Origin of the sequence: Couchioplanes azureus (assembly GCF_014648355.1) — a bacterium.
GTDB lineage: Bacteria > Actinomycetota > Actinomycetes > Mycobacteriales > Micromonosporaceae > Actinoplanes > Actinoplanes azureus.
Genome location: NZ_BMQY01000001.1, coordinates 506,699 through 523,833 on the forward strand (window position 1 = coordinate 506,699; position 17,135 = coordinate 523,833).

Annotated in this window: 18 protein-coding genes; 8 read left to right on the forward strand and 10 right to left on the reverse strand. The window is 73.4% G+C overall.

Annotation, left to right across the window (positions count from 1 at the left end):
* A complete protein-coding gene (gene fdxA / locus IEY99_RS33915) occupies nucleotides 1-327 on the reverse strand; it encodes a ferredoxin (protein WP_106127678.1) in 327 nt (108 codons plus the stop codon).
* A gap of 98 nt (nucleotides 328-425) precedes the next feature.
* On the opposite strand from fdxA, the gene IEY99_RS02350 reads away from it, so the two are divergent.
* Complete coding sequence (locus IEY99_RS02350; RefSeq protein ID WP_189198993.1) at nucleotides 426-1,388, forward strand: GNAT family N-acetyltransferase; 963 nt, start codon at nucleotides 426-428, stop codon at nucleotides 1,386-1,388.
* 1 nt (nucleotide 1,389) lies between these two features.
* Here IEY99_RS02350 and IEY99_RS02355 read toward each other — a convergent pair whose 3' ends face one another.
* The 9 genes from IEY99_RS02355 to mshB all read right to left on the reverse strand — a co-directional run bounded on the left by IEY99_RS02355 (nucleotide 1,390) and on the right by mshB (nucleotide 9,232).
* Nucleotides 1,390-2,004 (reverse strand): hypothetical protein, encoded by a 615-nt coding sequence (locus tag IEY99_RS02355; protein WP_189198994.1) that lies wholly within the window; start codon nucleotides 2,002-2,004, stop codon nucleotides 1,390-1,392.
* Nucleotides 2,001-3,350 (reverse strand): hypothetical protein, encoded by a 1,350-nt coding sequence (locus IEY99_RS02360; protein ID WP_189198995.1) that lies wholly within the window; start codon nucleotides 3,348-3,350, stop codon nucleotides 2,001-2,003. The genes IEY99_RS02355 and IEY99_RS02360 overlap by 4 nt, the downstream gene beginning before the upstream one ends.
* Nucleotides 3,347-4,150 carry an ABC transporter ATP-binding protein gene (locus IEY99_RS02365; protein ID WP_373293270.1) on the reverse strand — a complete coding sequence of 268 codons (804 nt, stop codon included), beginning with the start codon at nucleotides 4,148-4,150 and terminating at the stop codon, nucleotides 3,347-3,349. Before IEY99_RS02365 ends, IEY99_RS02360 begins: the two co-directional genes overlap by 4 nt.
* 48 nt (nucleotides 4,151-4,198) lie before the next feature.
* Nucleotides 4,199-4,996 (reverse strand): zf-HC2 domain-containing protein, encoded by a 798-nt coding sequence (locus IEY99_RS02370; protein ID WP_189198996.1) that lies wholly within the window; start codon nucleotides 4,994-4,996, stop codon nucleotides 4,199-4,201.
* Nucleotides 4,993-5,544 carry an RNA polymerase sigma factor gene (locus IEY99_RS02375; protein ID WP_229798027.1) on the reverse strand — a complete coding sequence of 184 codons (552 nt, stop codon included), beginning with the start codon at nucleotides 5,542-5,544 and terminating at the stop codon, nucleotides 4,993-4,995. Before IEY99_RS02375 ends, IEY99_RS02370 begins: the two co-directional genes overlap by 4 nt.
* A 61-nt stretch (nucleotides 5,545-5,605) precedes the next feature.
* Complete coding sequence (locus tag IEY99_RS02380; protein ID WP_189198997.1) at nucleotides 5,606-6,070, reverse strand: hypothetical protein; 465 nt, start codon at nucleotides 6,068-6,070, stop codon at nucleotides 5,606-5,608.
* Nucleotides 6,071-6,091: 21 nt separating this feature from the next.
* Nucleotides 6,092-7,774 (reverse strand): VanW family protein, encoded by a 1,683-nt coding sequence (locus IEY99_RS02385; protein ID WP_189198998.1) that lies wholly within the window; start codon nucleotides 7,772-7,774, stop codon nucleotides 6,092-6,094.
* A 139-nt stretch (nucleotides 7,775-7,913) separates the two neighbouring features.
* Nucleotides 7,914-8,357 (reverse strand): hypothetical protein, encoded by a 444-nt coding sequence (locus tag IEY99_RS02390; protein ID WP_229798029.1) that lies wholly within the window; start codon nucleotides 8,355-8,357, stop codon nucleotides 7,914-7,916.
* Complete coding sequence (gene mshB / locus IEY99_RS02395; RefSeq protein ID WP_189198999.1) at nucleotides 8,354-9,232, reverse strand: N-acetyl-1-D-myo-inositol-2-amino-2-deoxy-alpha-D-glucopyranoside deacetylase; 879 nt, start codon at nucleotides 9,230-9,232, stop codon at nucleotides 8,354-8,356. The genes IEY99_RS02390 and mshB overlap by 4 nt, the downstream gene beginning before the upstream one ends.
* Before the next feature lie 75 nt (nucleotides 9,233-9,307).
* Between mshB and IEY99_RS02400 the strand changes: the two genes are divergently transcribed.
* The 7 genes from IEY99_RS02400 to sdhC all read left to right on the forward strand — a co-directional run bounded on the left by IEY99_RS02400 (nucleotide 9,308) and on the right by sdhC (nucleotide 17,128).
* The gene (locus tag IEY99_RS02400; RefSeq protein ID WP_373293271.1) at nucleotides 9,308-11,053 is read left to right on the forward strand and encodes a S9 family peptidase; all 1,746 of its coding nucleotides are present in this window, start codon (nucleotides 9,308-9,310) and stop codon (nucleotides 11,051-11,053) included.
* A complete protein-coding gene (locus tag IEY99_RS02405) occupies nucleotides 11,050-11,568 on the forward strand; it encodes a Uma2 family endonuclease (protein WP_189199001.1) in 519 nt (172 codons plus the stop codon). Before IEY99_RS02400 ends, IEY99_RS02405 begins: the two co-directional genes overlap by 4 nt.
* A gap of 343 nt (nucleotides 11,569-11,911) precedes the next feature.
* Complete coding sequence (locus IEY99_RS33920; RefSeq protein ID WP_229798031.1) at nucleotides 11,912-12,157, forward strand: Uma2 family endonuclease; 246 nt, start codon at nucleotides 11,912-11,914, stop codon at nucleotides 12,155-12,157.
* Between the two features lie 48 nt (nucleotides 12,158-12,205).
* Complete coding sequence (locus tag IEY99_RS02415; protein WP_189200538.1) at nucleotides 12,206-13,642, forward strand: TldD/PmbA family protein; 1,437 nt, start codon at nucleotides 12,206-12,208, stop codon at nucleotides 13,640-13,642.
* On the forward strand, nucleotides 13,639-15,120 hold the full coding sequence (locus IEY99_RS02420; protein ID WP_189199002.1) for a TldD/PmbA family protein: 1,482 nt from the start codon (nucleotides 13,639-13,641) through the stop codon (nucleotides 15,118-15,120). Before IEY99_RS02415 ends, IEY99_RS02420 begins: the two co-directional genes overlap by 4 nt.
* 131 nt (nucleotides 15,121-15,251) lie before the next feature.
* Nucleotides 15,252-16,169, forward strand: a complete 918-nt coding sequence (locus tag IEY99_RS02425) for a hypothetical protein (RefSeq protein ID WP_189199003.1) — start codon at nucleotides 15,252-15,254, stop codon at nucleotides 16,167-16,169.
* 152 nt (nucleotides 16,170-16,321) lie between these two features.
* Nucleotides 16,322-17,128: a succinate dehydrogenase subunit SdhC gene (sdhC, locus tag IEY99_RS02430; protein WP_189199004.1), complete on the forward strand. Its 807-nt coding sequence runs from the start codon at nucleotides 16,322-16,324 to the stop codon at nucleotides 17,126-17,128.
* Nucleotides 17,129-17,135: the final 7 nt, after the last annotated feature.

Consider the following 17,135-nt stretch of genomic DNA (forward strand, 5'->3'; position numbering starts at 1 on the left):
TCAGTGCGCGTCCCCGCGCGGCGGCTGCGCCGCCACGAACGTCGCGTCCTTCTCGATCTTGCCGACCTTCGACGCGCCCCCGGGGGAACCGAGATCCTCGAAGAACTCGTAGTTGGCGTTCGTGTAGTCCTTCCACTGCTCCGGAACGTCGTCCTCGTAGAAGATCGCCTCGACGGGACAGACCGGCTCGCAGGCCCCGCAGTCGACGCACTCATCGGGGTGGATGTAGAGCATCCGGTTGCCCTCGTAGATGCAGTCGACCGGGCACTCCTCGATGCATGCCTTGTCCAGCACATCGACGCAGGGCTCAGCGATGATGTAGGTCACGGTCTTTCCCTTCCAGAGCCTTGCTTACCAAAGCCCAGCCGCTCGAAAAGCGCGACGGTACGGGCAGAGCCTAGTATCTCGCCGGGAGGAGGTGGGACGTGCTCCGACGGCAGGATGTGGGACACCGGGTGGTGGTTCGTCGAATTGTAGGTGTTTCCCACGATCGCCCCCTTTTCACGGATGCGCTCGGGGAACTGGTCGAGCTGACGGAGACGGATCTCACTCTCGCCACGGCCAAGGGGACGCTGCGGGTCCCGCTCGCGGAGGTCCACCGGGCCAAGCGGGTGCCGGCCGCGCGCCGGCCCCCGGCCGCCGAGGTGGCCGCCCTGGAGCTGGCGGCCAACGACGGCTGGCCGGCCCCGGCGCAGGCCCGGCTCGGCGCCTGGATCCTGCGGTCGGCCGGCGGCTGGACCGGCCGGGCCAACTCGGCCCTGGCGGTGGGCGACCCGGACCGGACCCTCGACGCCGCGATCGACGCGGTCGAGCGGTGGTACGCGGCCCGCGGCCAGCGCCCCCTCGTCAACGCCCCGATGCCCCTGGCGGCACCGGTCAACGCCGCCCTGGACGCGCGCGGCTGGACGGCCCGCCCGCTGACCCTGGTGCAGACCGCGCGGGTGGGGGGCCTGCTGGAGGCCACCGGCGCGCGCGACGACCTGCCCACGGTCGAGCTCGCCGACGCGCCCACCGACGACTGGTACGCGATGGTCGCCGAGCACAAGGGCGCCCTGCCCGAGACGGCGATCCAGGTGCTCACCGGCGTACCCGTGGCGGTCTTCGCCCATGTCCGCGACGCCGCCGGCGACCTGCTCGCCGTGGGCCGCGGCGCGGTGACCGGGCCGGACCGCTGGCTGGGGGTGTCGCTGCTGCAGACCGCTCCGGCGGCGCGGCGCGGCGGGCTGGCGGCGCACGTCGTGCGAGCCCTGGCGGGATGGGCGCGGCAGCAGGGGGCGGCACGCGCCTACCTGCAGGTCGAGGAGCGCAACACGGCCGCCGTCGCCCTCTACCGCAAGCTGGGCTTCCGCACCCACCACACCTATCTGACCCGCGAGGCGCCGTCCTGACTCAGGCCGGTGCCGGGTCGGAGGCGGGCCGCGGCGGGGTGCCGCGCAGCGCATAGGCGAGCAGCCCGGCGGCCGCCAGCGCCGCCGCCATGACGGCCGCCGGCCGGTCGCCGATCGGCTGCACCATCCAGGTGAGGGCCCGGGCCGCCGTCTTCTCGGACGCGCCGCCGGCGCTGAAGTAGAGCGCCGGCAGGGTCCACAACAGCGGCGGCAGCCACGCCCGGTGCGCACCGATCAGCGCCGCGCCCAGGGCGGTCAGTCCGAGCAGGCCGGCGGCGTCGCGGGCGAGCTCCGCGACGGGCCCGAACCGCCCGGCCGTGACCCGCGTCAGCAGCAGGGGCGCCATCATGACCGCGTAGGCGCTCAGCAGGTGGGCCAGCCGTACCGGCTGCCAGGGCTTCGCCGCGGTGCGGTCCAGCGCGTCGTCGGGCCCGGCCAGGGTGGCGGAGACCGCGGAGACCAGCAGGACCACCACGAGCAGGGCCAGCGGGAAGTCCACGTCCCGCGACCCGGCGAAGGCCGACCAGAGCGCGCACACCGTGGCGACGAGTGCCACGCCCGTCCCCGCGGAGGCAGCGACGCCGCGGGAGCGCAGATAGAGCCACGTCCACCTCATCGCGCGTTCCCTTCGAGGATGGCGGCCAGGCCACCGCCGGAGCAGTCGCGGGCCGCGGTGCGTACCTCGGCGATCCGCTGCAACGCCTGTTCCCGGGGCAGCGCCTGGAGTACGTCCCAGAGCCGGCGCTTGCGGTGCAGTTCCTCGCCTCCGAAGGACTCGCCCGGATCGAGCGGGCGCCCGGCCAGCCAGAAGCCGATGGCCTCGGCGACCGCGGCATCCTCGGCGAACTGCTCCGCGGAGGCTTCCCGGCAGTCGCGGAAGGCGAGCTGCTCGAGGGTCAGCGCGACGAAGCTCTCCGGCCGCGAAAGCCTGCCCCGGCCGTCGACGTCGACGATGAACTCCAGCGTGTCCGGGCCGGGGGCCCCGACCGGCGCGTCCCGGTCGTCGCCGTAGGTCAGCGTCCAGTCCTCCACGGCGCTCGTCGGCGCCCCGGGGAGCTCCTTCACCTTGGACAGTGCCTCCCGGGCCACCGGGGCCACGTCGGACAGCAGCTCGGTGTGCACCCGGGTGACGCAGACCCGGGGGGCGTCGTCGGTGCAGACCAGCTCGGCTGCCGCGAGGTCACGGACCCACGGGGTGCTGTGGTCGTCCACCCGGGGGGCGAGCGCCACGGCCACGCCGAGGCCCAGGACCACCGGCAGCACCGCCGCCGACCGGGACAGCCGGGTGGCGGCGGCCAGCAGGAGCAGCCCGGTCCCGGCCAGCCCGGTCAGCCAGATCGCCTGGCCCGCGTGGAACCGGGCCGGCAGGGTGAAATAGGCGTCCCAGGGCCGGGTCAGGAACGGCGACAGCAGGTTGGCGAGCCAGTCGCTGTCGCGGAAGATCACCGGCAGGGAGAGCTGCAGCGCGAAGCCGGTCGTGGCCAGCGCGGGCGCGGTCACCAGGTGCGGCAGCAGGCTTCCGACGCCCATGCCGACCCACACCGCCGCCACCAGAGACAGGGCGCCGACGGCCGCCATCGCGGGCACCGCGCCGGGCAGGTAGGTCGCGGTGCCGGCGATCCATCCCGCGGCGACGGCGAACACCAGCCCGTAGGCCACCGCCACGGCGAAGGCCAGGGCCGCGGCCGTGACCGTGACCCGCTGCCACCGGGGGCGGGCCGTGCCGGCGAAGAGCTCGTCCACCCGGGCGCGGTGCTCCTGGCGCATCTGCCAGGCGCCCAGCGCCAGGGCGAGCGGCCAGAGGAACACGAGGTAGGTCCGCTGGCCGGTACCGAGGAACAGCCATCCCTCGATCCACGACCCGGGAGCGGCGAACATGCAGACCAGACCCAGGACGAGCAGCAGGATCAGGGAAAACAGCGCCGAGGAGCGCAGCACCTGGGTGCGGAACACCCGCGTCATCGGCCGTTCTCCTTCCGGTACGCGCGCAGCAGCGCCGAGTACCCCCGCTCGGCGGGACTGTCGCCGGCGTCACCCGCACCGCCCCGCGCGGCGAGATCCTCCGGTGTCCCCTGGTAGACGAGGCGCCCCGCGTCGACGAGCACGACGTCGGAGCAGGCGGCCACGACGTCCTCGACGAGGTGGGTGGAGACGAGCACGCAGCTGTCCACGCCGATCTCGCGCAGCAGCTCGCGGAAGTCCAGGCGCTGTTCCGGGTCGAGGCCCACGGTCGGCTCGTCGAGCAGCAGGATCTCCGGGTCGTTGACGATCGCCTGGGCGATGCCCGCGCGCCGCAGCATGCCGCCGGAGAGGGTCTTGAGCTTCGAGTCGGCGCGGCTGGTCAGCCCCACCCGGTCGATGGCGCGCTGGACCGCCCCGGTGACCGCGGCCTTCGGCATCTCCTTGAGCCAGGCCATGTACTCGACGAACTCGCGCACCGTGAAGCGCGGGTAGCAGCCGAAGTGCTGCGGCAGGTAACCCAGGCACCGACGGATCCGGCGCAGGTCGGCCCGGCCGGAGACGTCCTGGCCGAGCAGAGTCAGCGCGCCGCCGGCCGGGTTGATCACCGTGGCGAGGGCGCGCATGAGCGTGGTCTTGCCGGCGCCGTTGGGGCCGAGCAGGCCGTGCACGCCGGTGCCCAGGGCCAGGTCGAGCCCGTCGACGGCGAGGTGCCGCCCGGCACGGACCTTGAGGCCGGAGGCATGCACCGCCCAGGCATAGGTGGTCGGTGCCGTCTCGGCCGCGCTGACGACGCGCATCATCGTCTCTCCGTTCGTCGTGCTCGGTAAGGGATCGCCGGGTGGGAGGTGCTAGCTGCCGCCGGTGCCGAACCGGCGATGGTCGGCGGCCCGCGCGAGCACCACCGCCGCGAGCAGCACGGTGCTCACCGCCCAGAGCGGCCAGCTGCCGCCGCGCAGCACCACCGGCATCCGGTCGGTGGCCATGCTCGGCACCACGACCGCGGCGGACCAGACGACGGCCAGCGCGAGGGCGGCCCGGTCGATGCCGACCAGCCCGCCGAGCGCCAGGCTCCCGGCGGTGAAGGCCAGGCAGGGCAGCAGCCAGAGCGCCGGCGAGTGGCCGGTGCCCCACGCCGCCACCGCCAGCACGGGGACGACCGCCGCGAGCACGGCCAGCGTGCGGCGCAGCAGCAGGGCCAGCCCGGTGCGCGGCATGCTGGCCATCAGTTCCCAGGCCGGATCGGTACGCCGGCTCCAGGCGGCGGCGATCGGCAACAGCGGCGCCACCGGCGCGAGCAGCAGCACCAGCGACGGCGCGTCCGGGAAGGCCTGCTCGAAGAGGGTCGCGGACAGCATCAGGAACACCGCCGTGGCCAGCCACGGCAGAACCCGGGCGGCCACGCCGGTACGCCGCAGCCGGCGCCGGCGCCGCACCGGCGCGGGCCCGGCGGCGATGCCCGCGGAGATGCCCTCGGACACCCGCTGGAGCAGGTCGCGGGTGCCGGGGTCCACGGCGTCGGTCAGCAGGCCGCGGCAGGTGCCGCAGGACTCCAGGTGGGCCTCCACCGCCCAGACCGTCGCGTCGTCGACGCCGGCGTCGCCCGAGGCGTACCGGGAGATCAGCTCAGGGGTCGGGTGAGTGCTCATGACAGCGCCTCCCGCAGCGCGATCCGGGCCCGCCGCGCGCGGGTCTTCACGGTTCCTTCCGGCATGCCGAGCAGCAGCGAGGTCTCCCGTACGGTCAGGCCGTCGAGCACCATCGCGCGCAGCACCTGGCGCAGCTCCGGGGGCAGGGCCAGCAGGGCGCGCTCGAGGTCGGCGTCGATCCGGCCGGCCATCACCTCGTCCTCGGCCGCCGGGGCCACGGTCTCGGCCGTCTCCACCGCCGGGACGCGGGACCGGCGCGCCCGGCTGCGGAACGCGTCGACGAGCCGGTGCGCCGCGATGGTCCAGAGCCAGCCGAGGGCGCTGCCCTGCGGCGAGGCCTGCGCCTGGCTGCCCGCGGAGCGCCAGACCGCCAGATAGGTCTCCTGGAGCACGTCGGCGACCACGTCCTCGTCGGCGCAGCGCCGGCGCAGCCGCACCGCCAGCCACGGCGCGGTACGCCGGTACAGCTCGTCGAAGGCGCGCCGGTCGCCGCGCGCGGTCAGGCGCAGCAACTCACCCTCGTCGAGTGACTCCAAGGTTCGTCTCACACCCGGCTAGACGACGGGTGGCTCCCCGACGGTTCTCCGAAGTAAGTGTCCTGGGTCACATTCAGCGCCGCACGACGCGCCGGGGCCTCGTCGTCTTCGCCACGGTGAAGGCCTGCAGCGACTTCGAACGGTAGTCACGGCCGAACATCGTGGCGATCCAGTACCCGAGCAGGGTGCCGACGATCGCGAAGCCGCCGTAGAGCCAGACCTGGGAGAAGAAGTTGCCCGCGCCGCCGGAGAACGGGTAGTCGCCGCTGACGAACGGGCCCACGAGGATGGTGAGCAGCATGCCGCCGACCGCCGCCGCGGCCAGGTCGGGCAGCCAGGTGCCGAGCGGGACCCGCTGCGAGCGCACGAACGCCACGGCCGCCAGCACCAGGCCGATGACCGCGAACATGGCGATGGAGACGCGGCTCTCGGCGACGTCGTCGCCGTCGAAGCCGAGGCGCACCACCAGCCGCGCCACCACGTTGACCCCGAACAGCGCCGCGGCCAGCACCGCGATCCTCACCCCACGCTGCTTCATGACGTTCCTCCAGGACCGGCCTCACGGCTCCTCGCCGCACACGAATCGTGGCTCGGGATCGTAGCGCCAGGTGAACTTCTCGCGCGCCACCTCCTCGCCGTCCTTGCGGATGACGCGCCAAGCATCCTGCGTGAAGCCGGGAAGTCCGCTGGAGGCGACGCACCTCGGGCCGGGCTCGCGGTGGACCGTGGGCGGGGAGGTGAGGTTGCGGCGGGGGCTTCGTACGGTCTTGACGCTGTCGTAGACCTTCGTGCTCCACATCGTGACGGTCACCGAGCCGCCGGTGTACGACGTGTCGATGAAGATCCCGTACGGCGTGGTGTTGCGGAACTTGAGGTCGAGCGTCGGGTAGAAGATGGTCGACTCGATCACCGCGGGATACCGGGAGAAGTAGAACGAGTGCGGTTTGTGCTCGACGTCCTCCAGCCCCGCGTAGTAGGCGGCGTTGAACAGCGTCGTGGTGAACTGCGACGCCCCGCCGCCGACCCCGAGCTCCAGCTTGCCGTTGACGATGACCGGGGCGTCCTGGTATCCGGCGGCATAGTCGCGCTCACCGGTGTGCCCGTTGAGCGAGAAGGTCTCGCCGGGGGCGACGATCGCGCCGTCGACCGCGCGGGCGATGGTCATGATGTTCTGGCTGCGCGGCGAGCCGGCGCCACCGGTGAAGTAGGTGGTGAAGGTGGAGACCTTCTCCTTGATGCCGAACCGCTTCACCTCGGCCGCGGTCAGATCGGGCTCCCGCTCGGTGAGAACGGCCTGCACCGAGCGCGGCGCCGGCTTGCGCAGCACGTCGAGCAGGGCCGGGCCCAGCGCCTCCAGGTCGACCATGTCTCCGGGCTCGCCCGCGACGATCCGCGGCCTGCCCTTCGACAGTGCGATCCGGGCGTCCCGCGGTTCCTTCTCCACCCGCGCGAAGCCCTTGGCCGCGGCAGCATGCAGCCTTGCGCCGTCGATCGCCGGGGTGAGCAGGCCGTCGTCGTCCGAGCGGAAGACCAGGCCCGCGGCGATCGCGCGCGGCGGGAGCGGGAACGACCTGGCGCCCACCCGGACCGTCACCGGCGCCGCGACCGCGGGCACGGCCAGCTCGCGGATCAGCGCGTCGACCTGCCCCCCGCTGGTCGCCGGGTCCCGGTGCACCAGCGGCACCCGGGCCGTACCGCCCACCAGCCAGGCCTTGCGGACCTCGGCCGCGGCGAGCGCCGGGTCCAGGTTGCGGCCCGCCGCCGGGTACGTCGGCCGCGGGACCCGTCCGGCGTACGCGATCCCCGGCTTCTTGAGCGTGATCCGTTCCGGGTCGAGCTCTCGGCGCAGGAGCGTCTCGAGCTTCGCCTCGTCCAGGTCGATGACGGGCGCGACGGTGCGGGTGCCGAACGGCGCCGGCCGGCCCCGCATGGCCCGTCCGACGCTGAGGTCGACCTCCAGGGTCATCGCGATGTCCGCGGGCCGGATGGTGACGAGCTCGCCGTCCAGGTCCACCCGGACCGGATCGCCGGTGCGCGGCCCGACCGCCTCGGTCAGCGCGCGCTCCGCCTCGGTGCGCGAGCGGCCGCCGAGGTCCACGCCCAGCACGCGGGTGCCGCGCGGGACGTCACCGCCGTACGCCCACGCGACCACGCCGGCACCGGCGATCAGGACGGCGGCGACCGTGCCCACCACGACGATCCGGCTGCGGCTGACCGGCCCGGGGGCGGGATCAGGTCCCACCGGCGCAGGGACGGAGGTGACCGGTGGGGCGGTGTCTTCGGATACGGAGGTCAACGGATGTCACCTTCAGCGGCGGCGGCGGATTTCGCGCCAGTCTGCCGCCCGGCGTTCGCGGCGACCGGAACGCCACGTCCGTTTGTCATAGCTTTGTGACGGTTGGTCCCCGCAGAATCGCCCGGTAAGTGAACACCGCGAAGGACAGGCTGCCCACCAGGATCATCGCGAGGGCGACCCAGTCCTCGGCGCCGATGAGATAGTCGCCCTCCGGCGTACGGACACCCGCGGCGAAGAACATGATCGCGGTCCACAGTCCCCACGGCGGCGCGACGGCCCAGCGCCGCCCGACGGTCGTCACCGCGAACCAGGCGATGCCGTAGTTGGCGGCCGCCGCCAGCAGGACGGCCACGCAGATCGGCACACCACCGAGGCGCAGCGGGGTCGTGAACAGCTCCAGCAGGGCCGTGGCGACCGTGGCGAGCAGGGCGACCACCATCCCGGCCGCCGTGATCAGCCGATCGCCGACCGGGCTCGGCACGGGCGCGGGGCCCGACGGGGGTGCGCTCGCCGGGGCCTCCAGCGTCATCGCCCCACCACGTTGCTGAACAGGTCGCTCTCCCACTTGTGCGGGCCCGACACCTCGCCACGCTCGCCCTTGGCCAGGGTGAAGTACTCCACGCCCATGAACTCGCCGCCGAAGTCGCCGGCGATGCCGTACAGCCAGGAGTTGTCCGGGATCTGGGTCGCGTGCGCGCGCATCGCCGCCACCTTGCGCTCGTAGAAGTCGGTGCCGTCGATGCGGGCGGCGATCTCGTCGTCCGGGTGCCCGAACGGCAGGTCGTCGACGTTCTCCACCTCGGCGAACGGGTTGTCGTCCAGCGCCTTGAACGCCTCCATGCCGCCCTCCAGGACGCTGCGCGGCATCGCCGTGAAGTAGATCTTCTCGGGGCCGAAGCCCTCCGCCTCGGCGAGCTCCGCGGCGCGCATCGCCACCCGGTGCGCCTGGATGTGGTCCGGGTGGCCGTAGAAGCCGTTCTCGTCGTACGTGATCAGCACCTGCGGGCGCACCTCCCGCATGATCTCCAGGCAGTGCGCCGCGGCCTCGTCGAGGTCGGCCCGCCAGAAGGCCCGGGGATGGTCGTTGGTCTCCAGGCCCATCATCCCGGAGTCGCGGTAGCGGCCCGCGCCGCCGAGGAAGCGGTGGTCGGTGACGCCGAGCGCGGCGCAGGCGCGCTGCAGCTCGGCGATGCGCCAGCCGCCGAGCTGGTCGGCCTGCCGCGCCTCGAGCCCGGCCAGCTCCGGCACGTGGATCTCCCCCTCCTCACCCAGCGTGCAGGTCACCAGCGTCACGAGGGCGCCCTCGGCGGCGTAGCGAGCCATGGTGGCGCCGGTGCCGGTGACCTCGTCGTCCGGGTGGGCGTGCACGAGCATCAGGCGGCGGGCGGGCAGCGTGTCGGTCACCCGCGCCACTTTACGCGCGCGCCGCCCCGGCCCCGCGTCTGCTGTTTGCCCCCCATGAGGGGTGTCCGATCAGCGATGCTGGTCGGCGTGGACTATCCCGAACTCGCCGAGCGCACCGGCCGGTTCCGCTTCGGCGCGCCGCACGCCGTGACGGTCGGCGACGACGGCGCCCGGGTGGCGTTCCTGCGCTCCGCGGGACCCTACGATCCCGCGGCGGCGCTGTGGGTCCTCACCGTCTCCTCCGGCACGGTCACCAAGATCACCGACGGTCCCGTCGACTCGTACGCCGGATCGGCCGACCTGTCCGTGCTCGCCTGGGCCCGCGACGGGCAGCTGCACTGCTCCGGGCGCGAGCCCGCCGCGGCCGCCCGGGTGGTCGAGCCGCGGCCGGACCCGACCGGCAACGCCATCGGATACACCACTCCCGACGCCACCTTGCGGGTCATCGGCCCCGACGGCCACGACGAGCTGCTCGCCGGCGAGCCCGGCAGCGGCGTGTCCTGGGGGGTCGCCGAGCCCGCGGCCGCCGACTTCGGCCGTACCCGGGGCTGGTGGTGGTCCCCCGACGGCAGCCGCATCCTCGCCGTCCGCAGCGCCGCCGCGGTCAGCCTCCACCTGCTCGACCTGCACGGCGGCTGGGTCGACGTGCACTGGGACCGCGAGACGTACCCCTACCTCGTCGACGTCCGCTGGACCGCCGGAAACCCCCTGATCACGGTGCTGCGCCGCAGCCAGCAGCACGGGCTGGTGCTGTCCGTGGACCCGCGCACCGGCGAGACGCAGGTCCACGCCGAGCTCGCCGACGCGCGCTGGGTCGAACCCGTGCCCGGGACCCCGCTGCTGCTGAACGACGGCCGGGTCCTGGTCGGCGGCGAGCTGGCCCACGACGGGTTCGACGCCCGCTGCCTGTTCGCCGACGGCAGCCTGCTCACCCCGCCCGAGGTCTACGTACGCCGGGTCGTCGGACTGCTCGCCGGCACCGGCGAGCTGATCGTCGAGGCCACCGACGGCGAACCGGCCGAGCAGCACGTGTTCGCCGTACGCACCGCCCTGGGCGGCGCCGGCACCAGGGTCCGCCGGATCACCACCGAACCCGGCTGGCACCACGCGCACCTCGGCGGCGACGTCATCGTGGTCGACGACACCGTGCGGCGCGGCGCCGCCGTCCTGCCGCTGCCCTGCGAGGCGCACCCGCTGCCGTACCGGCCGCGGCCCGTCCTCACCCGGGTCACCGACCGCCGCCTGCCCACCGGCGTGCTCTACCCGTCCGGGCACGTCACCGGAACGCGCCTGCCGGTGCTGCTCGACCTGGGCGCCGGCCCCGGACACCAGCACGTCGTCGCCGACCCGGCCCGGTGGCAGGAAAGGCAATGGTGGGCCGATGCCGGCTTCGTCGTGGTCAGCGTCGACTCCCGGGGTACGCCCGGAGTGGCGCCCAGCTACGAGAAGGTGGTCCACCGGCGCCTGGCCGACGTGGCCCTCACCGACCAGATCGACGCCCTGCACGGGCTCACCGGCAAGCACCCCGACCTGGACCTCGGCCGCGTCGCCGTCCGCGGCACCGGCCTCGGCGGCTGGCTCGCGGCGTACGCGGTGCAGCGCCGCCCCGACGTCTTCCGCTGCGGCGTGGCGATCGACCCGGTCACCGACTGGACCCAGCTCTCCCCCGCGTACGCCGAGCGCTACCTCGGCCCGCAAGCCGACAACCCCGAGATCTACACCCACCACGCGCTCGCCCCCGGGTGCCGGGCGCCACTGTTGATCTCCCCCGCCGGGGGTCTGTCCGAAGAACGTGAGTTCGTCATCCGGGAGTGTGCATGACGTCAGCCCTGATCGGCCGCAGCCTGCCCATGGAAGCCCTGCCGACGACCGAGGTCGACTACCTCCAGCTCGGCGAGACCTCGGCGATCTCCGAACTCTGGGACGGCAACGTCCTCACCTGCCCCAGGGACACGCCCCGGCACCAGATGATCCTGAACGCCCTGGCCAACGCGCTGCGCGCGGGCCGCACCGACCTCAACGTGGTCACCGGCGTCCCGGTACGCCTCGGCCCGGGCCGCATCGCCGTACCCGACCTCATCATCGCGGGCGCGATCGACCCGGACATCCCGCTGGTGGAGGCGGCCTCGGTCCGCCTGGTCTGCGAGATCACCTCGGCGGCGAGCGCCACGGTGGACTGGACGCTGAAGATGCACGCGTACGCCCAGGCCCGCATCCCCTGCTACCTCCTGGCGGAACCGGAGCGAGGTCTGCTGCACAGCAACATGCTCACGGCCCAGGGCTACGTCGAACAATCGGTGATGCAACTCGTCCGAGTCACCGGCCTCAACCTCTGACCTGTCGGACAGGCTCTAGTCATGAGACAATCGCCGCCATGACGTCCGCCATCTTCGGCCGGGGTTCCCCATCACGGAGGAGGGCCACTTCGCGCTCGGGGAGACCCCCGAGCGCGTCGAGCTCTTCGACGGGAGCCTGCACGTGACGCCTGCCCCGACCCCCGCCACCAGCACATCTCCCGCCGCCTTGCGAACGCCCTGGAACGCGGGGCGGCACCAGGCCGGCAGCATGTGACGGAAGCGATCAACGTCCGGCTCCAACAGGTCGCATCCCGGTCCCGGACGTGGTGGTCACGAGTCGATCGATTTCGATGCATCGGTCGTCGACGCCGATGCCGTCCTCATGGTTTGTGAGATCGTGTCGCCGTCCAACGCCTCGGCGGACAGGGTCCTCACGATGCACTACTACGCGGCCGCTGGGATCCCCTGGTATCTGATCGTCGAGCAGGAGACCGGGGCGTTGCATCTCCATGAGCTGGCTGCGGGCAAGTACAAGGAGCGGTCCGTCACCAAGGTCGGCGAGGTGTTGCACCTGACGGATCCCGTCGTCGCCGAGATTTCGCCGGAGGATCTGCTGCCGCCGGGCTGAGCCCGGCCGGATTTTGTCGCACCGGTCCCCTAGGGTCGAGGCATGAGTGTGGATCACTTCGACGAGGCCGGCGCGGCGGTCGAGGCCGCTCTGGACGCCGGGGCGCGCTATGCCGACGCCCGGGTCATGCTGCGGCGCACCGAGACCATGAGCGCCCGTGACGGCGAGATCGAGGACCTCAGCTCCGACGAGAGCGCGGGCATCGGTGTCCGGGCGCTGGTCGGTTCCAGCTGGGGCTTCTACGCCGTGCCGGACCTGTCCGCCGCCGCGGCGCGGGCCGCCGGGCGCCGGGCCGCCGAGATCGCCGCCGCGAGCGCGCGGGTGCCCGGTCCCGCGATCGACTTGGTGCCGGCCCGCGCCGAGACGGCGAGCTGGGCGAGTCCCTGCGAGGTCGACCCGCTGTCCGTGCCACTGTCCACCAAGGGCGACCTGCTGGTCGCGGCCACCGCCGCGGCCCGCGACGCCGGCGCCGACCTGGCCGAGGGCATCTACCAGATCTGGGACACCCGCAAGTGGTTCGTCTCCAGCGAGGGCCACCGCATCGACCAGCACGTCCGCGAGTGCGGCGCGGGCATCACCGCCAGCGCCTACGGCGACGGCGAGATCCAGCGCCGGTCCTGGCCCTCGCACCGCGGGCAATATGCGAGCCGCGGCTGGGAGCTCGTCGACGAGCTGGCCCTGACCGACCACGCGGCCCGGATGGCCGACGAGGCCCGCGCGCTGCTGACCGCACCGCTGTGCCCCTCCGGGGAGACCACGCTCATCCTCGGCGGCGAGCAGATGGCCCTGCAGATCCACGAGTCCGTCGGGCACGCCATCGAGCTCGACCGCATCCTCGGCTGGGAGGCCGCGTTCGCCGGCACGTCGTGGCTCGACCTCGGCCGGCTCGGCAGCCTGCGCTACGGCTCCGAGCTGATGAACATCACCATCGACCCGACGATCCCCGGCGCGCTCGGCAGCTTCGGCTACGACGACGAGGGTTCCCCGGCCACCAAGCGCGACGCGGTCCGCGACGGCATCTGGGTCGGCGTGCTCGCCGGGCGTGACTCGGCGGCGGTCGCCGGGCTCGACTACGCCGGCAGCGTCCGCGCCGACGGCTGGGCCCGGCTGCCGATGGTCCGCATGACCAACGTCGGCCTGGAGCCCGGCCCGCACACGCTCGACGAGATGATCGCCGCCACCGACGACGGGGTCTTCATGGACATCAACCGCTCCTGGTCGATCGACGACCGCCGGCTCAACTTCCAGTTCGGCTGCGAGATCGGCTACGAGATCAAGAACGGCAAGCGGGGGCGGATCCTGCGCAACCCCACCTACACCGGCATCGGGCCGAAGTTCTGGCAGTCGATGGACATGCTGTCCGCCGAGACCGTGGCGTGGGGCACACCCAACTGCGGCAAGGGCCAGCCCGGCCAGATCGGCCACACCGGCCATCCCGCCGCACCGGCCCGCTTCACCGGCGTACGGGTAGGAGTCCGCGGATGAGCGCCGAGCTGGACCTGGCGGCACGTGTCGTCGAACTGACCCGGCGGCTGGCCGGCCCCGGAGCCGAGGCGGAGGTGGTCGCCGCGCACTCGGCCGAGGCGCTGACCCGGTTCGCCAACTCCGCGATCCACCAGAACGTCGCCGAGGCCACCACGACCGTCCGGCTGCGGCTGCACCTCGACGGGCGCACGGCCGGCGGTTCCACCACGGTGACGACCGCCGACGGACTGCGCTCGCTCGTGGAGCGCACCGTCGCCGCCGCCCGGCTGTCGCCGCCCGACGTCACCTGGCCGGGGCTCACGCCGCCCACCGCGCTGCGTCCGGACCCCGGCTTCGACGAGGCCACCGCGGGCGCCGGGCCCGAGGAACGCGCCCTGCGGGTCCGCGACTTCGTCCGGGCCGCGGGCGGGCTGGAGACGGCCGGGTTCTGCCGCACGGCGTACGCGTCGGGCGGATTCGCCAACACGCTCGGGCAGGCGGTGCACGGTCGGTCCGCCGAGGCGGCGATGGACGGCATCGCCCGGCTCGCCGGCGCCGACGGCGTGGCCCGCCGCGCCGGCGGGCGCCTCGCCGGCCTGGACGGCGCCGAGCTGGGTGCCGTCGCCGCGGCCAAGGCCCGGGCCGGCGCGGACCCGATCGAGCTGCCGCCGGGGCGCTACGAGGTCGTCCTCGAACCGACCGCGGTGGCCGACCTGCTCGGCAACCTGGCCGGCTTCGGCTTCAACGGCAAGGCCTTCGCCCAGCACCAGTCGTTCGCCGAGCTGGGCGTCCAGCAGTTCGACGAGAGCATCACCATCGCCGACGAGCCGCTGGGCGCCACCCTGCCCTTCGACGCGGAAGGCACCCCCCGCGACACCCTCACCCTGGTCGAGTCCGGCGTGACCCGCGCGGTGAGCCACGACCGCACCTCGGCGGCCGAGGCGGGCACGGTCTCCACGGGCCACGCCTCCCCGTCCTCCCGCTCCTGGGGCCCGATCGCCGCCGACCTCCGCCTCGCCCCGGCACCGGTTTCGCCGGTTGCCACCCGGGGTTCGGACGCGTCGGATCGCTCCCCGGGCTCGGCGCCCGGCAACACGCCAAGCCCCTCCCCGGCCCCGGCACCCGGGGACGTCGGGCAGACCGGGGCGGGGCAGGCCGGCGCGGGGCCGGTCGCGGCCTCGGCACGGGCTCTGGCGGCGGGCGTGCGCCGCGGCCTGCTGGTCACGGACCTCTGGTACACGCGGGTGCTCGACCAGAAGAGCCTCGTGGTCACCGGCCTCACCCGCAACGGCGTCTGGCTGATCGAGAACGGCGAAGTGACCGCGGCGGTGGGCAACCTCCGCTTCACCCAGTCCTACCCGCAGGCGCTGGGCCCGGGCGCGGTCCTGGGGCTGGGCACGGAGACGGTCGCCCTCCCGGACCGCTGGTCGGGCGTCCGCTACACGGCGCCGGCCCTCCACCTCGCCTCCTGGAACTTCACCGGCAACGCCTCCGGCTGACCCGGCCCGGCGCCGGCCCCGGCCACCCGGGCCGGGGCCGCACACGATGCACCACCCGGGCTGCACCAGCCGGGACGCTGACGGATGCGCGGTCCGGGTCTCCGCATTGACCGGCATGCTTCACTGAGGCGGTGAGTGACAACTCGCGTGACCAGGCCCCGGAAGCGCCCCGAGCCACCGGCGCGGCGGCAGGCTTCGACCCGGCCGACGAGACCACGACCGTCCCGCCCGGCCACCGCGCCGGCTCGGCGAGAGGAAGCGCCGCCGCAGCCGGTGCTACCGGCCCGGCTACGGCGGGCAGCGGTGCGGTCAGCCCGGACGCGGCGGGCAGCCCGGCCGACGGTCCAGGTGCCGCGGGCAGCGTAGCCGCCGGTCCAGGTGCCGCGGGCGGCGCGGCCGCCGGTCCAGGTGCGGCGGGCGGCGATGCGGCTGGCCCGGACGCCGCGGGCGGTGATGTGCTCGGCGGCCGGGAGGCCGGGCCGGGCGCGGGAAATGCCGGGCGGACGAGAGCCGCTCGCCTCGCGCCCGCCGGCCCGGAGGACGACCCCCGCCGGCGGCGCCGGCGCCGGTGGTTCGTCGGGGGCATCGCCGCGGGCGCGGCGCTCGTCGTCGTCGCGCTCTGTGCCGGTGGGCTCGCCGTCGTTTCCGCCGTCGCGGACTTCCGCGACGATGCCGGCGAGGTGCGGGTGGACCGCCACGTGCGGGACACCGCCTGCCTCGAGTTGGAGCAACGGCTCAACCGGCTCGTCCCGCCCGGTGCGACCACGACCCCGCAGGCCCGGGCCGTCGCGGTGCGCGACGAGAACGCCGCCGTGCGGGTCTACGTGACCCAGCTGCAGGGCGAGCGCGTCGAGGACCTGTGGCGGCAGCTGCTCGACGCCCGCACCGCCTTCGCCGAGGCCCTCGACGCCCAGCCTAAGTCGCGTACGCCCGCATTTTTCGTCGTTCCCCGGACCGGCGACGGCGCTGCCGTGGCCGACGAGCTGGCGCGGTTGTCTCCCCCGGCGTGTTCCGGACTTATCCGCCGACTTGCCGCTCCGGAGCTGTAGCGTGCAGTAAGCCCTCCCTTACGCAGCAATCCGCTGACCTTCGTTGTAACGTGTGCCACACATTGCGGACGCACACCCCCGTCTGGCAGACAGGTTCAGGCGCGCCCGCCGGCAGAGCACGTCAAACGCAGCACTGTCAGGGAGAGACGTCAATGACGACGACGGCAACGAGGCCGGATGCGGGGCGTGCGCGCGCCGCCATCGCGGCGAAGACGTTGCGTACGGACCGGTGGTGGCTTCCGCCGCTGGTCACCTTCGTGGGACTGAGCGCGTGGGTCATCTACGCGACCGTCCGCGTGTTCATGCACAAGTGGTTCTTCGTCGAGCAGTACCACTATCTGACGCCGTTCTACTCGCCGTGTCTCACCGACCGGTGCGGCGACGGGTCGGCCATGTTCGGCACGCCGCTGCCCAGCTTCTGGCTGATCCCGGAGGCGGCGCTCACCTTGCCGTTCCTCCTGCTGTTCCGGCTGACCTGCTACTACTACCGCAAGGCGTACTACCGGGCGTTCTGGTTGTCGCCACCGGCCTGCGCCGTGCCCGACGCGCACGAGAAGTACACCGGCGAGACGCGCTTCCCGCTGGTCTTCCAGAACCTGCACCGGTACGCGTTCTACGCCGCCTTCATCATCTCGATCATCAACACCTGGGACGCGGTCGTCGCGTTCCGCTCCGGCGACGAGTTCGGGTTCGGGCTGGGCAACGTGATCCTGGTGGTCAACGTGGTGATGCTGTGGGCCTACACGTTGTCGTGCCACTCGTGCCGGCACATCGCGGGCGGGCGGCTGAAGCACTTCTCCAAGCACCCGGTGCGGTACCGCTTCTGGACGTTCGTGTCGAAGCTCAACGCGCGGCACATGATGCTCGCCTGGATCACCCTCGGCACCCTCGCGCTGACCGACTTCTACATCATGGCGCTCGCGGCCGGCTGGTGGCCCGACCTGCGCTTCATCAACTAGAGGGCCC